Genomic DNA, 14,201 nt, shown 5'->3' with positions numbered 1-14,201 from the left:
AGTGGGGACGGTTGTCGACGAATGCCGGGTAACCTACGAGCGCACCGGGGGCGGCCCCAAGTGGCGTGGTCCGGACCGTGGAACATCGTCGGAATTTTCCGAATCTCCGTTTGCCAGCTTCGATTCGCGTCGCGAAGTACGCATTGTTGGCTATGGTTTTCAACCGAATGCACCACCTATGCGCGAGGTCAGTCCATGGACAACACGCCGCCTTCGGGGCCGCGCCACCTGCTGCCCGCCGACCTGACGAGCCTCGTCGGGCGCCGGGCCGAGGCGGCCGAGGTGCGCCGGCTGCTGGGGTCCTCGCGGTTGGTCACGTTGATCGGTATCGGTGGCGTCGGAAAAACCCGTCTGGCCACGCAGGTGGCCCGCAAGTCGCAACGGGCCTTCGCCGACGGGGTGGCCTTGGCGGAGCTCGCCGGCGTCACCGATCCCGGGCTGGTCCCGCTTGCGGTCGCGGAGTCTCTGGGGCTCGCGGTGCGACACCAGGATGTCGTATGGGCGCTCACCGAGTATCTGCGGGCGCGCGATCTGCTGCTGATTCTCGATAACTGCGAGCACCTCCTCGACCAGTGCGCGGTGCTCGCGCGAAATTTGCTGTCGGCCTGCCCGACGCTGCGCATCCTGGTCACCAGCCGCGAAGCGCTGCGGGTCAGCGGGGAGCATGTCTTCCTCGTTCCGCCGCTCGCCGTCCACCGCAGCGACGGCGATCGGGACACCGCTCCGACCGAGGCGGTCCAGTTGTTCGGCGAGCGTGCGGTCGCGGTGGACCCGGACTTCCGGATCACCGCCGAGAACTCCTCGGACATCGTGGAACTGTGTTCCCGTCTGGACGGCTTGCCGCTGGCGATCGAACTGGCCGCGGTTCGGATGCGCGCGCTCACGCCGGCGGCGTTGCTCGACCGGCTCGACCATCGTCACGATCTTCTCAACGTCGGCGACCGCTCGGCCGCGCCACGGCACCACTCGTTGCGGGCCGCGCTGGAATGGAGCTACGAGCTGTGCTCCGAACCGGAACGGCGGTTGTGGGAACACCTTTCGGTGTTCTCTGGATGGATCATGCTGAGCGCCGCGGAGTGCATCTGTAGTGACGACGTGCTTCCGCGAGAGGATATCGCCGGGCACTTGTCCGCACTGGTCGACAAGTCGATCGTGGCGCGCCACGTCGCCGAGGGGCACCAAGGCTACCGGTTGCTGGAGACCGTCGCCGAGTACGGCAGGGAGCAACTGCGCTGCCGTGGTGAAGAAGCGGCCGTGCGCGGGAGGTACCGCGCCTACTACTGCCGGCTGGCACACGAATTCGAGAGCCACTGGTTCGGACCCGACCAGCTCGACCTGGTCGGGCGGATGAGAAACGAACAGGTCAATGTCCGCGCCGTCCTCGGCGCGGTGCTCGATGATCCGGATGGCGGACGGGCCGCGTTGCAGATGGCGGCAGACCTGTTCTGGTACTGGCTGGGTTGTGGCCAGCTTCGCGAAGGCAGGCACTGGCTGGACCGAGCGCTGGCAGCCGATGCCTCGCCGAGCTCCGAGCGAGCGGCCGCGCTGTGGGCGAACGGGTATATCGCGATCGCGGAGGGCAAGACCGTGGTTGCGCTGCAGATGCTGCGGGAGAGCCAGTCGCTTGCCGAATCCCTCGGCGACACCGTCAGTCTGGCGCACGCCACGCATTTCAGGGGGGTGGCCGAACACAATCTCGGCAACACCACACTGGGCACCGAGCTGATCCGGGAAGGATCGGTGCTGGAAGAAGCCGGGGGGCCGAGCCTGCACCACGTGCTCGCTCAGGAGCAGGTCGGCTGGCTGCACTGCAGGCGCCGCGACCCGCAACAGGCGGTGGAGGTGCTCGGCCGATGTTTGGCGGAATGCGATCTGCGGGACGAACGCTGGCTGCGGTCATGGATTTTGACGTTCTTGGGCCTGGCGAACTGGATGTTGGGCGAGTTGGATCTCGCGCAACGGCAACTGCGAGAGGCGTTGGCCGGCAAGACCCGTTTCCACGACTCCCTGGGCACCGCCGTGGTCATCGAACTGAGCGCATGGCTGGCCGCCAGACAAGACCAACCGCGACGGGCGGCACGGTTGCTCGGCGCGGCGCAACGTGCCTGGGAACCCATCGGCAACTATCCCGGCGGGTTCGAACTGCCGAACTGGAATGACGAGATCTCAGCAGAGTTGCGGGCCGCGTTGGGCGACAATGAGTTCGAGTTGCTGCTGACCGAAGGTCGCGCGTTGAGCGTCGACAAGGCCATCGGTGAGGCCATGGGCGATCCTGAGCCGGCACCTGCCGCGCCTGCTCTGCCGGACCGGCCTCTGGCGAGTCTGAGCCGCCGGGAGGCCGAGGTGGCGGGCATGGTGGCCGAAGGCATGACCAACAAGCAGATCGCTCAGGCGCTCGTGTTGTCGCTGCGCACCGTCGAGAGTCATGTCGAGCACATCTTCGCCAAACTCGGGGTGCGGTCCAGGACGCAGGTCGCGGTGCTCTACGCGGCCGGTCAGCCGCCGCGCTGAGCCTCAGAACTCCGTTCGGTTGGTGAGCACACCGGTGATACCGCGGGCGTGTGTCGCAGCCGCGGGATCGACATCGGCGAAGATCAGCCCCGGCGCCGCGGCCAGGGTGGCCGTCACTCGGCCCAGTGGATCGGCGATCAACGAGCAACCGACGCCGGTCGGGGCTGTCGAATCCACCTGCACGTCTGAGGCTTTCGGGTCGGCCTGATCGCAGCCGACGATCCACGATCCCGAATCGAGGGCGCGGGCGCGCACCAGTGCATCCCACTGCTCGGCCTTGCCCGGGCCCGCCCCCCATGACGCGGGCAGCAGTATCGCCGTGGCGCCTGCGATGGCCAGCTGCTGAAAGAGTGCGGGAAAGCGGACGTCGTAACACGTGGCGACACCGAGCACCACGTCGTCGACGGTGACGGTCACCGGTTCGGTTCCTGGCGCGACCGTATCCGATTCGCGGTATCCGAACGCGTCGTACAGGTGGATCTTGTGGTATCCGGTGTGGTGTCCGAGCCCGCTGAGCAGCAGGGTGTTTCGCACGCGGTTGCCGTCGGGGGTGAACATGCCGGCCGCGATGAGGACCGAGTGCGCATCGGCGAGCTCGGCGACAGCGGTGGCCCACGGACCGTCGATGGATTGGGCCACCGCGGCGAGTGGGGTGCCGAACTGCGCCATGGTGGCCTCCGGAAACACCACGACCCGCGCACCGCCATCGGCGGCGCGCCGCACCCAAGACTCCATGATGGCGAGGTTGACGGCGGGGTCGGACAGCGAGGTGATCTGGCATGCCGCGATACGAAGCGGAGTGGCGGTCATGTTCGGTCGTCTCCTTCGATACGCGGGATCCATCCCGGTCGGCTCAACAGGTACTTCACCATCTGCCCTGGGATCGTCAGCGCGGTCTCGATGTCATGGCTGTCGGCCGGTAGATGCGTCCGGACACTCTGGTGTTGACCAGCTTTCATCTTGTCGACCCATTCCGGGTCGATCAGGGCGGCGCGGCCGACCGCGACGAGATCGGCACCGGCGCCGAGCGCCTCGGCGGCGTCGTCGAGCCCTCGGATTCCACCGCTGGCCACGACGGCACTGCGGCCCGCGACCGCGGCGGCGATCGCGGCGATCGGATTGCGGGATTCGACGGCTTCGCGACTCTTGGTCCAGTCACGATCTTCTGGTTGTGGCGAGTTCTTGCGGAAGTCGTCCATGGAGATATGGACGTAGTCCACCCCGGTCTCGGCGAGCTGGTCGCAGAGCAGCGCCGAGTCATCGAGGGTGTAGCCGCCGGCCTCGGACTCGAACGGCGTTACCCGGAATCCGACTGTCACAGCGGGGCCGACCGCTGACCGGACCGCTTCGGCGACCGCGAGTGGGAAGCGTGCCCGTCGGGCCGCATCACCGCCCCACTCGTCGTCGCGTCGATTGGCTCGCGGCGAGAAGAACTGGTGGATCAGATAGTGGTTGGCCCCGTGTATCTCGATGCCGTCGAACCCGGCCTGCACACCGAGCGCGGCGGCCCTCCCGAATGCCGTTATGAGGTCATCGATCTCGCCGCTGTGTAGTTCGCGGGGAGTGCGGGCATCGGGACGCGCGGACGGAATCGGCGACGGCCCGCGGATCCCGCTGGGGCCGACCAGGCCTGGCAACGCGATGCGCCCGCCGTCGTAGAGCTGCAGCAGGGTCAGTGCACCGCCGCGGCCGATCGCTTGCGCGACGGCCCGCAGGCTTTCCAGGTGATCATCGGTCGAAGCCCCGATGCCCTCCCAGGACCGGCCGTCCTCGTGGACATATGCGCACGACGTCACGGCGGCGCCGAACTCGGTGTCTCCGCGGCGACCCAGGTACCGCAACTCGTCGTCGGTCACGCACCCCTGCGGGTCCGACGAGTTGGTGGTCATCGGCGCGAGCATGAATCGGTTTCGCAGGGTTGCCCCGGACGTGAGGCGTAGTGGTGACCAGGGATCGGTGATCGTGCGCATGGCAGCTCCTTGTGACACGTCTGCTGGGAAGCGTCGGACAGTCACGGTCTCCTCAATCGACTGCCGGGGGCGTCTGCCGCACCGCGTAGGACAGTGAGATCGCCTCGTCTGCGACGGGATCGCGCAGTTCCACACCCCATCCGGTACTGAACTGGTTGACGTCGGGGCGCATCGGGATGGTTCCGGACATCAGCACGGTGCCCGGATTGAGCAGGTCGCGCGAGCGCAGCTCCTCGACCCAGAACAGTGGCGACAGCAGCTCGGTCAGGGTGCCATGCTGGATGACCTCGATGCCGGACTCGGTTTCGACGGTGCCGGTCAGGGTGAACTCGTCGAGCCGGTCGGCGATGGTGGCCAGACGCCAGGCCCGGCGGGCCAGCACATCGGGCGCGGCCTGTTTGCTCCAGGCCACCCCATGTTGTTCGAGACGCCGGTCGGTGTGGTCACACGCAGCGGTGAGCAGCAGATCGCCGGGTCCGGTGCCGGCCACCACCAGCGCCCATTCCGCCTCGCCCGAGGTGAGCTCGTGCTGGACGTCGATCTCTTCGGTCTGCATCGCCAGGTAGGAGGCGATGGGGTAGATGCACGGGATGCGGGTGGGAGCGGGCACACCCAACTCGGCGAGCTCGTCGATGTGGGCGGTCACGTCGGCTTGGCTGCGACCCGCGTATCCGGCGTTGAGCAGAGTGTCGACGTCGACGGTGACGGTCTCGTCATCGCGCAGCGTGAAGGTGAGTTGTGGCATGGGTGTCCTGACTGTCGACTGGCCTCGGTCGAGACCTGATGGGTGGGCAGAGCGTTGGAGCACAAGGGTTTTCGAGGGGAAGTCACCGCGTGGCGCGACGCCAGGCGGCTTCCTGGACATGTCGCGCGATGCCGGCGGCTGCCGTCCGGACGGCCGGTGCCGCGTCGGCGGGCCGGAATCGATGTACCGGACCCGAGATCGAGACCGCCGCGACGATGGCGCCTGACCAGCTCCGGATGGGAGCCGCGATACAGGTCAGGCCAGGTTGGCTCTCCTGGCGGTCGTACGCCACGCCGCAACGCCGGATGGCGGCCAGGTCGCGATCGAGTTGCGCGGCCGAGGAGACACTCAACGACGTGGCGGGCCGAAGGTTCGCCGAGACGCGGGCGATGACCTTCTGGTCGCTGAATGCGAGCAGCGCCTTTCCGATCGCGGTGTTCGCGGCGCGTAGCCGCCCCCCGACGCAGGCAGGTGAGTTCACCCCGTTGTGGCCGTGGATCTTGTCGATGTACAGGACGTCCTGGCCGGTCAGGATGCCGAGATTCACTGTTTCATGGGTGATCTCGTACAGGTCGAGCAGATGTGGCAGTGCGACGCGGCGCAATTCGTGGTTGTCCGGTTGGCTGCCGAGCGCGCCCAGCTCGTTGAGCCGTGGTCCAGGGGAGTATTCGGTGCCGCGTTTGGTCACCATGTCCCAGTCGACGAGGACGGCCAGCAGGCGGTGCGCTGTCGATTTGGGCAGCTGTGCCTGACGCGCGATCTCCGAGACCCCCATGGCCGGGCGATTCGGCGTGAAACAACTCAGCAGCGCGAGAGCCTTGGCAACCGAGGTCGATGAGTCCGGATCCAGCGGACGGTCGGCTACCAATTGCACGGCGGGTGTCCGATGCAGTGAGCGGGTCGGTGGGGATACCACGGTCGGACTGATCGTTGTCATCGTTGCCTCCTGGGGCTTCAGTTCGGCGGTGAGTGGCCCGGATGTGCGGCACCGGCGCATTCGGCCTGGGGCCCGACGGTATGGCAGCAGTGGCGCGGGTCACATCCGGGGAATTACCGAAAGACACCTACCTAACGGCTCGCTACGGCCAGGTGAACCCACCGTGAGCTGGGCCGCTGCCGCGCGGTCAGCACGCCAGGGTGACGGACCCGAGGGACGAGAACCGCGCGGTGACCGGGAAGCCGACGGGCAGCGGTACCGGTGCCGTCCCGACGAGTACCGTCCAGCCCACCTCGATCGCGTGACCGCGCCGGGCAAGACAGTTCGCCGCCGCCGCGAGTGCCTCGGCCGGGTGGCTTCTGGCCACCGCATCGAAACGAGTCACGGTGGCCGTCCCGGCGGCGACGGTGATGCCGGCCTCTTCCCGCGACAGGTCCAGGCCGGCGGGGGCGAACCCGACCGGTCCGGTGAGGTAATACGACGAGGACAGGTTGTCGGCGACCAGGTCAGGCGCAGTGCATCGGCGGTCGGAGTAGCGGCTGTCGGTGACTTCCAATCCGGCGAACACGAGATCGACCGCCGCCAGCGCGGCCGCGGCGGTGACCCCGGGGCCGCAGAGCCGCCGCCCCGTGACGAACGCGATCACCGGTTCGACACCGGGATCGACGAGCAACTCTGTGGGCAGGTGATCGTTTGTACGCAGTGCCATCGCATCGGTCAGCCACCCGGTCAGCGGTGTCACCGAGGATCGGGACTGCACCTTGATACCGACGACGTGCTCGCCGCGCTCGATCCGCTGGCTCAAGGCCTCGTCCTGAATCCGATAGGCGAGATCGAAGTTCAGATCGCGGCATTCCGCCGAAAGTGACGGCATCCGTTGCTTCTTGGCCTGCGCGGTCAGCAGCCTTCCGGCAATGGAGTCGACAGTGGGCTGGATTGTGGTGCTCAGTTCGATGTTCACCTGCGTGTGCTCCTGAATCGTCGGTGTGCCGGGCGTTCACCGTGACGGGTGGTCGCGATCGAGGGGAACGTGCGCGGTCTGAACCGTGGAACGCCGGCGGGCGGCATGCCACCCTGCGGAACGGTGCCGTTGCCCATCCCCGAACCAGGCGGAAACCTGCTGTGCCGATGCCTGTTCGAAACACGGAAAGGGAAACGGTGCATGGCGACGTTGACGGTCGATGGCGTTGATCTCTACTACGAGGATCACGGGAGCGGAGAACCACTGCTACTGGTGCACGGCGCCGCGGCGTCGGGGCGCTGGTTCGGCGATCTGATTCCCCAACTCGCGGCCAAGTACCGGGTGATCGTGCCGGACCTGCGCGGGTTGGGACGCAGTGCGCGGGTGGCGCCGTTGGAACGCCCGCAGGTGTGGGTGGCCGATCTCTGGCGCCTGCTGGACTCACTCGGCCTGGACCGCGTCCATCTCGCCGGTGTGTCGCTCGGCTCACGGATCGCCGGGCGGATGGTGCTCGACAACCGGGCACGGGTCACGACCCTGACCGTGGACGCGCCGATCATCGGATTGAGCAAGAGCGGAAACGCCTCGCTCAATTCGGTTTTCACGGCCGTGGACCCGGAGAGTGCTCAGGCCCGCGAGTGGAATGATCTGCACGGCGCCGACTGGCGCGATGCCGTCCGGTTCTACGCCGAGACCCGGAGCACCGAACAGTTCCAGGAGTACTTCACCCTGCGACCGCATCTGGCGGACATCGACGTCCCCACCCTGATCTGCCGCGGTGACCTCGATGATGCGATCCACCCGGTGGACGACGCGTTCATCTGGCACAAGCAGGCGCCCGACACCCAGTTGTTCATCGCTCCGGGCCTGACCCAGTCATCGATCATGTTGGAGCGCGCGGCGAACTTCGTCACCGAATTCGAGGCATTCCAGGCGCGTTGCGCGCTCGGATCCGCGGCATGACCCGAGCGCTCGTCACCGGATTCGGCGCATACGCAACCGAGACCGACAATCCCAGCGGTCTGATCGCGCAACGGTTGGACGGACAGCAGATCGCAGGCCTGGACGTGGCCGCCCGCGTGCTGCCGGTGGACACCGAACTGGTGCACGACGTGTTGGCCGAGGCCATCGAGTCACTCCAGCCTGCGGTCGTGGTGCTGACGGGCGTCGCACCCGGCCGCACGGCACCCGCGGTGGAACGCGTCGCGGTCAATGTGCGGGACTTTCCGATTCCCGATACCGCGCAGCGGGTTCCGATCGACGAACCGGTGGTCGATGGCGGTCCGGCCGCCTATCTGAGCACGCTGCCGGTCAAGGCGATCGTGGACGGTTGGCGGCGTGCGGGGCTGGCCGGCTACGTCTCCAACACGGCCGGGACCTATCTGTGCAACCAGGTGTTCTACCTGGCCCGGCACCTGTGCCGCGTCCCGGGCGCGCGGGTCGGGATGGTGCACCTGCCCGTGACACCTGCCCGGTCGACCGCGAGTACACCACCGCTGCCGTCGGTCCCGGTCGAAGTTCTCGAACATCAGGTACGACTGGCACTTTCGGTCTCGGCCGAGCACCAGGGAGACGACCTGCGGATCGGCGGAGGGGCGATCAGTTGACGGCCACCACTCGGATGTTCTCGGAGCAGAGCAGTAGCCACACAGTGGAGATCGACGGACATCCGGTCCACTATCACGATATCGGTGCCGGCCCGCCGCTGGTGATGCCGCAGGCGTTCGGTCCGCTGCCCGGAACGACGGCCTGGCTGACCTACCATCGCACGCTCGCTGAGCTGGCTGCGCGGCATCGGTGCATCCTCGTGGACTACCCGAACTTCGGGCGCAGCGGACCGCGAGAGTTCCACGAGCCGGTGCACGACCTCTATGTGCGAAACACTCTCGGGATTCTGGACCGACTCGGGCTGGACACGGTCACCGCTCTCGGCGTCTCCACCGGGGGGACCGTGGCGATCGGTTTGGCGCTCGCCGCACCGGGACGCGTGGAACGGTTGATCGTCGGCGGGTGTACCGCCTCGACCGGCGGTGATCCGTACCTGCTGGCGACGGCACCCACCGAGGTCGGACGCCTGTTCGACGAATGCCAATCGTTGCCACCCGACCGCGAGCGTATTGCGAGGCTGCTCCGGAGCCTGGTCTTCGATCCTGGGTTGATCGGAGACGACATCGTCGAACAGATGTACCGGTGGCGGCTCGATGAACCGCACCACGCCGAAGCGTGGTCCCGCTCGACCATCGTGGCGCGCAGCAACCTGGCCGCCCTGGCAGCGGTGGTGGCACCCACGCTGGTGATCCATGGACGACATGACCGGATGGTGCCGCTGGAGGGGGCTCTGCAGTTGCTGAGCCATCTGCCGTCGGCGGATCTGGTGGTGTTGAACAAATGCGGGCATTGGCCACCGTACGAACGCCCGCATGACTTCGTCCGCGCCGTGACGGCATTCCTTTCCTCGTGAACGTTTCGGGTGTTCCGGTGGACGGATCGGTGCCGTTGCCGGTGGCCGGTGCGTTCACGAAAGCTGCGTATCCGAGGCCGCATCGCGCGACTGTCGCGGGCAGGCCGGGAAGGTAAATTCATGAATGAAGTTGTCGCACTGGGGTATCTGGGTCTAACTGCCGCCGATCTGGATGCCTGGCGCACATACGGGACCGAGATTCTGGGCCTGCAGGACGTCTCGGCGCACGAGCAATGCGATGACCAGACGGTCCTGCTGCGCGGTGACGAGCGCGGCTGGCGTCTGGCGATTCACCAGGCCGATACCGGCGGAGCGGCCTACGTCGGATGGGAAGTGCCGAACGGTGCGGCACTGGACCGGTTGGCCCGGCGGCTGCAGGACGCGGGTGTAGAGATACACCACGACCCGGACTGTGCCGCCGAACGTCATGTGGAGGACGTCATCCGGTGTACCGATCCCGATGGTCACCGGCTGGAGTTCTTCTACGGTGCCCGGGTGCCGAAGCGGCCCTTCGTCTCGTCGAGAGGTATCCGGTTCGTGACCGGTGACCTCGGGATGGGGCACGTGTTCTTCTTCGTCACCGACCTCGCCGCGGCGAAGCGGTTCTACCTGGACGTGCTTGGCTTCCGGCTCAGTGACACCATCGAATTCCACGGCCGTAAAGTCCATTTCGCGCACGTGAATCCCCGTCATCACAGCCTCGCGTTCGTCGAGAACGACAACCTGGCGCCGGCCCTGGGGCACTTCATGCTCGAGGTCACCGACATCGATGACGTCGGGCGGACGCTCGACGCGGTCCACGCCGGTGGGGTTCAGCTCACCGAAACCCTGGGCCGGCACACCAACGATCTGGCCATCTCGTTCTTCATGAAGAATCCGTCCGGCTCGGAGATCGAGTACGGCTACGACGGGCGGTTGGTCGACGACTCCACGTGGCGGGTGTCGAGCTACGACGCCACCAGTTTGTGGGGGCATCACCGTGACTGACGCACCGAAGCCGTCTTCGCCGACGGGAGCATCCCGATGACGGAGACCTACGTGGTCGTCGGCGCGAGTCTGGCCGGGGCGCGTGCGGTAGAGGCAATGCGCAACGAGGGATTCGATGGCCGCATCATCCTGGTCGGTGCCGAGTACCACCTGCCCTACGATCGGCCGCCGCTGTCGAAAGAGGTGATCCTTGGCTCGAAGGACCCGGGCGATACGTTGCTCCACAAGTCGGACTTCTATTCCCGCAACGACATCGAACTCCTGCTCGGGGCGCGGGCGCGGCGGATCGACACGCACGGCCGCCGGGTCGAGTTGCACGACGGAGTGTCGATCCAGGCCGACAAGGTGTTGCTGTGTACCGGTACGACCCCGCGTCGTCCGGAGATCCCGGGACTCGACCTCGACGGCGTGCACTTCCTGCGGACGGTCGACGACGCGATCGCGATCCGTGACCGGATGCGCGCCGGTGCTGCCGTGGTGATCCTCGGGGGCGGGCTGATCGGCATCGAACTGGCCGCATCGGCGCTGCAGCTCGGCAACCAGGTGACCGTGCTCGAACGAAGCGATGTGGTGCTCGGCCGGGTGCTGCCGGAGCGAATCGCCCAGTGCCTGGTGCGTTTCCACGTCGAACAGGGCGTGCGCATGGTGACCGGTGCCAAGGTGACCGCCGTCGAAGGCGACCATCGGGTACGGCGGGTCACGATGGACAACGGGACGCACATCGAGGCTGACCTGGTGGTCGTCGGGGTCGGCGTGGCGCCGGCGGTCGATGTGGCGGTCAATTCCGGTATCGAAGTCGACAACGGCATCGTGGTCGACGAGTTCTGTGAGACCTCGGTGCCCGGTGTGTATGCCGCGGGTGACGTGGCGAGCTCCCCATGCAACTACGACTCCGGACGAATCCGGTTGGAACACTGGCAGAACGCACAGAATCAGGGCATCGCCGCCGCGCGTTCGATGGTGGGACGGCGGGAACCCTACCGCGACCTGCCGTGGTTCTGGTCGGATCAGGGCCAGACGAACATCCAGGTGGCCGGGCGGCTGCATCCGGAAGATCACGTCGTATGGCGCGGCAGCCCGGAATCCATGCAATTCACGGCATTTCACCTGCGGGACAGTGTGTTGGTCGGAGCCGTCGGGGTGAACCAGCGGCGGGAGGTCCGGATGGCGATGAGCCTGATCGACCGGCGGGCCAGGCCGGAGCCGGCCTTGCTGTCCGACCCGGCCGTCGATCTGCGCTCGATCGACGACGTCGCGACACCCGCGGGGCAACAGTGAGGGAGGAATCGGCAATGACGGCAATGGCAGAGTCCGAACACCTGCTCCGGGTGTGTCCGGTCGGAGACCTGGCGCCGGGCAACGTGAAACGGGTCGATGTCGATCCACCGATCGCGGTGTACAACATCGACGGCTCGTTCTACGCGACCGCCGACTGGTGTACACACGACAGGTCGTCGCTGGCCGACGAGGGCTTCATCGAGAACGGCCAGGTCGAATGTGGCTGGCATTTCGCCAAGTTCTGTGTGCGCACCGGCGCTGTCACCGCGCCGCCTGCGGTCCAACCGCTCGCGACCTATTCGGTCCAGGTGATCGATGACGTGGTGTACGTGGACGTAACCGGCTGAGTGACGTTCCGGCGTCCAGAACGGTTGCATCGACTGGCATTTCGCATGCTGATTAGCTCAACAACAGTCCTCGAATGTGAACTGAAGGGAAATGATCGTGGCTATTGATGCCGGCTATCTGCGCTCGTTGGTGAATTGGGAGGAAGGCAAGATCGGGCCGGAGATCTTCGTCAGCGACGAGATCTACCGGTTGGAGCAGGAGCGCATCTTCGGGCGATCCTGGCTCTTCCTCGCGCACGACAGCATGATCCCGAAGCCGCACGACTTCTTCGCCACCTACATGGGCGGAGATCCCGTGCTCGTGACGCGGCAGCCCGACGGCAGCGTGAAGGCGTTCCTGAACGTATGCCGGCACCGGGGCATGCGGGTCTGCCGGGCCGAAGAGGGAAATGCACGGTCGTTCATGTGTACCTACCACGGTTGGACCTACGACAGTGCGGGCGAGTTGGTCGGTGTTCCGAACCTCGACGACGCGTACGACAACAAGCTGTCCCTCGGCGACAACGGCCTGGTACAGGTCGCTCAGATCGCGAGTTACAAAGGACTGATCTTCGGCAACTTCGACCCGACGGCGCCACCGCTCGACGAGTACCTCGGCGCGCTGAAGTTCTACATCGACGGCTGGGTCGACCATGCCGAGGGCGGGATCGAAATCCTGCCCGGCGCCATCAAGTGGACCATCAACGCCAACTGGAAACTGGCCGCCGAGCAGTTCGCCGGCGACACCTACCACGCGACGACCAGCCACCTGTCCTCGCTGCTGGCCTTCGGGCCCGGGTTCGACGCGAAGGACGGCGCACATGTGTCGCTGCGCGAAGGCCACGGGGAGAGCTTCCTGTTCGAGCGACACACCCGGTTCTCCGACGACCCGCTTGGGCAGTACAACGAGAACAAGCGGCGGATCGCGCGGGAGCGGGTGGGCGACCGCGCCGACATGGTGGCCAACTTCAACGCGTTCCCGAACTTCGCCGGCCTACCCGGCTCGGCCAACATCCGCGTGTGGCATCCGAAAGGGCCGACGAAGTTCGAGATCTGGTCGTTCACCGTCGTCGAGAAAAACGCCCCTCAGGAAGCCCGTCGGGCCCAACAGATTTCCGCATCGTTCACCGAGGGTGCGGCCGGTGTCGTCGAGACCGACGACGGCGAGAACTGGGGAATGATCGGCGGCGTGCTCGAGCAGGGCTACCAGGCCCGGAAAATGGCATGGAACTACGAGATGGGGCTGGGCAGCGAGCGGGAGAACCCGGACTTCCCCGGTGAATACCATGATTCGTTCTTCGGCGAGGCCGGACAACGCGGTTTCTACCGACGCTGGCTGGAGTTCATGACGACCGAGTCCTGGCCGGTCATCCCGCCCGAGGAGCGCAGTGTCGCGGTGCCCGCGGCCGCCATGAGCGATGTGGCGGGTGCCCGATGAGCGTCGGAGAGATGGTGCAACCCACCGAGGTCGGTGAGCTCGAGCAGGTTCTGCTGCAACACCGCGTCGAACAGTTCCTCTACCGCGAGGCCCAGCTGCTCGACCATTGGCAATGGGCCAGCTGGCTGGAGTTGTTCGATGAGGACATCCTCTACTGGATGCCGGTGCGCCGGAACCGGCTTCGCCGCCAACGCGGGCAGGACGAGGTTCCCGAGGGTATCGAGATGGCGCACTTCTACGACGACTACTCGTCACTGCAGATGCGAGTGAACCAGATGCACTCGGGCACGCACTGGGCAGAAGACCCGCCGTCCCGGTGCCGGCATCTGGTGACGAACGTGATCGTGCAGCCGCGGTCCGAGGTCTCCGGTGATGCCGTCGAGTACGACGTCTGGTCCAACTTCCTCGTCCACCGCAATCGGCTCGAATCCGAAACCGATATCTGGGCAGGAGAGCGTCGCGATGTGTTGCGGGTGGCAGACACGGGCTTCAAGATCGCCCGCCGGACCATTCTGCTCGATCAGAACGTCGTGCAGTCGAAGAACCTGAGCGTCCTGTTCTGATCCGCTGAGAGGATACGAAAAACC

14 protein-coding genes are annotated in these 14,201 nt (G+C 66.4%); 9 read left to right on the top strand and 5 right to left on the bottom strand.

Annotation, left to right across the window (positions count from 1 at the left end; all coding sequences use genetic code 11):
- The first annotated feature begins 195 nt into the window (after window positions 1-195).
- A complete protein-coding gene (locus BN2156_RS13565) occupies window positions 196-2,511 on the top strand; it encodes an ATP-binding protein (RefSeq protein WP_090514577.1) in 2,316 nt (771 codons plus the stop codon).
- Between the two features lie 3 nt (window positions 2,512-2,514).
- Here the strand turns inward: BN2156_RS13565 and BN2156_RS13560 are convergent, their stop codons facing one another.
- The 5 genes from BN2156_RS13560 to BN2156_RS13540 form a co-directional block, all read right to left on the bottom strand.
- The gene (locus tag BN2156_RS13560; RefSeq protein ID WP_090514574.1) at window positions 2,515-3,321 is read right to left on the bottom strand and encodes a carbon-nitrogen hydrolase family protein; all 807 of its coding nucleotides are present in this window, start codon (window positions 3,319-3,321) and stop codon (window positions 2,515-2,517) included.
- Complete coding sequence (locus BN2156_RS13555) at window positions 3,318-4,481, bottom strand: oxidoreductase (protein ID WP_090514571.1); 1,164 nt, start codon at window positions 4,479-4,481, stop codon at window positions 3,318-3,320. Before BN2156_RS13555 ends, BN2156_RS13560 begins: the two co-directional genes overlap by 4 nt.
- Window positions 4,482-4,533: 52 nt before the next feature.
- Entirely contained in the window at window positions 4,534-5,226 is a 693-nt protein-coding gene (locus BN2156_RS13550) for a DUF2848 family protein (protein WP_090514568.1), read from the bottom strand.
- 82 nt (window positions 5,227-5,308) lie between these two features.
- Window positions 5,309-6,163: an IclR family transcriptional regulator gene (locus BN2156_RS13545; protein WP_234790079.1), complete on the bottom strand. Its 855-nt coding sequence runs from the start codon at window positions 6,161-6,163 to the stop codon at window positions 5,309-5,311.
- A gap of 187 nt (window positions 6,164-6,350) precedes the next feature.
- A complete protein-coding gene (locus BN2156_RS13540) occupies window positions 6,351-7,124 on the bottom strand; it encodes a 2-keto-4-pentenoate hydratase (protein ID WP_235625292.1) in 774 nt (257 codons plus the stop codon).
- A gap of 201 nt (window positions 7,125-7,325) precedes the next feature.
- On the opposite strand from BN2156_RS13540, the gene BN2156_RS13535 reads away from it, so the two are divergent.
- The 8 genes from BN2156_RS13535 to BN2156_RS13500 all read left to right on the top strand — a co-directional run bounded on the left by BN2156_RS13535 (window position 7,326) and on the right by BN2156_RS13500 (window position 14,177).
- Window positions 7,326-8,087 carry an alpha/beta fold hydrolase gene (locus tag BN2156_RS13535; RefSeq protein ID WP_090515879.1) on the top strand — a complete coding sequence of 254 codons (762 nt, stop codon included), beginning with the start codon at window positions 7,326-7,328 and terminating at the stop codon, window positions 8,085-8,087.
- Window positions 8,084-8,731, top strand: coding sequence for a pyroglutamyl-peptidase I (locus BN2156_RS13530; protein WP_090515877.1), 648 nt, complete (start codon window positions 8,084-8,086; stop codon window positions 8,729-8,731). The genes BN2156_RS13535 and BN2156_RS13530 overlap by 4 nt, the downstream gene beginning before the upstream one ends.
- Complete coding sequence (locus BN2156_RS13525) at window positions 8,728-9,585, top strand: alpha/beta fold hydrolase (RefSeq protein ID WP_235625290.1); 858 nt, start codon at window positions 8,728-8,730, stop codon at window positions 9,583-9,585. Before BN2156_RS13530 ends, BN2156_RS13525 begins: the two co-directional genes overlap by 4 nt.
- Before the next feature lie 120 nt (window positions 9,586-9,705).
- Window positions 9,706-10,572, top strand: a complete 867-nt coding sequence (locus BN2156_RS13520; protein WP_090514563.1) for a VOC family protein — start codon at window positions 9,706-9,708, stop codon at window positions 10,570-10,572.
- Window positions 10,573-10,608: 36 nt separating this feature from the next.
- A complete protein-coding gene (locus BN2156_RS13515; RefSeq protein ID WP_090514561.1) occupies window positions 10,609-11,850 on the top strand; it encodes an NAD(P)/FAD-dependent oxidoreductase in 1,242 nt (413 codons plus the stop codon).
- Between the two features lie 14 nt (window positions 11,851-11,864).
- Window positions 11,865-12,197, top strand: a complete 333-nt coding sequence (locus tag BN2156_RS13510; protein WP_090514558.1) for a non-heme iron oxygenase ferredoxin subunit — start codon at window positions 11,865-11,867, stop codon at window positions 12,195-12,197.
- 91 nt (window positions 12,198-12,288) lie between these two features.
- Window positions 12,289-13,614 carry an aromatic ring-hydroxylating oxygenase subunit alpha gene (locus BN2156_RS13505; RefSeq protein ID WP_090514555.1) on the top strand — a complete coding sequence of 442 codons (1,326 nt, stop codon included), beginning with the start codon at window positions 12,289-12,291 and terminating at the stop codon, window positions 13,612-13,614.
- Window positions 13,611-14,177 (top strand): aromatic-ring-hydroxylating dioxygenase subunit beta, encoded by a 567-nt coding sequence (locus tag BN2156_RS13500; protein ID WP_090514552.1) that lies wholly within the window; start codon window positions 13,611-13,613, stop codon window positions 14,175-14,177. The genes BN2156_RS13505 and BN2156_RS13500 overlap by 4 nt, the downstream gene beginning before the upstream one ends.
- Window positions 14,178-14,201 lie beyond the last annotated feature (24 nt).

The sequence above is a fragment of the Mycolicibacterium neworleansense genome (genome assembly GCF_001245615.1).
Classification (GTDB): Bacteria; Actinomycetota; Actinomycetes; order Mycobacteriales; family Mycobacteriaceae; genus Mycobacterium; species Mycobacterium neworleansense.
Note: the sequence above shows the minus strand (reverse complement) of the source record. Positions and strands in the feature narration are given on the sequence as shown.

Bases quoted from the DNA above. Each gene is read 5' to 3' on its own strand.
- BN2156_RS13550 (WP_090514568.1), bottom strand. From the start codon at position 5,226: ATGCCACAACTCACCTTCACGCTGCGCGATGACGAGACCGTCACCGTC.
- BN2156_RS13515 (WP_090514561.1), top strand. From the start codon at position 10,609: ATGACGGAGACCTACGTGGTCGTCGGCGCGAGTCTGGCCGGGGCGCGT.
- BN2156_RS13510 (WP_090514558.1), top strand. From the start codon at position 11,865: ATGACGGCAATGGCAGAGTCCGAACACCTGCTCCGGGTGTGTCCGGTC.
- BN2156_RS13505 (WP_090514555.1), top strand. From the start codon at position 12,289: ATGATCGTGGCTATTGATGCCGGCTATCTGCGCTCGTTGGTGAATTGG.
- BN2156_RS13560 (WP_090514574.1), bottom strand. From the start codon at position 3,321: ATGACCGCCACTCCGCTTCGTATCGCGGCATGCCAGATCACCTCGCTG.
- BN2156_RS13565 (WP_090514577.1), top strand. From the start codon at position 196: ATGGACAACACGCCGCCTTCGGGGCCGCGCCACCTGCTGCCCGCCGAC.
- BN2156_RS13545 (WP_234790079.1), bottom strand. From the start codon at position 6,163: ATGACAACGATCAGTCCGACCGTGGTATCCCCACCGACCCGCTCACTG.
- BN2156_RS13500 (WP_090514552.1), top strand. From the start codon at position 13,611: ATGAGCGTCGGAGAGATGGTGCAACCCACCGAGGTCGGTGAGCTCGAG.
- BN2156_RS13530 (WP_090515877.1), top strand. From the start codon at position 8,084: ATGACCCGAGCGCTCGTCACCGGATTCGGCGCATACGCAACCGAGACC.
- BN2156_RS13520 (WP_090514563.1), top strand. From the start codon at position 9,706: ATGAATGAAGTTGTCGCACTGGGGTATCTGGGTCTAACTGCCGCCGAT.
- BN2156_RS13535 (WP_090515879.1), top strand. From the start codon at position 7,326: ATGGCGACGTTGACGGTCGATGGCGTTGATCTCTACTACGAGGATCAC.
- BN2156_RS13555 (WP_090514571.1), bottom strand. From the start codon at position 4,481: ATGCGCACGATCACCGATCCCTGGTCACCACTACGCCTCACGTCCGGG.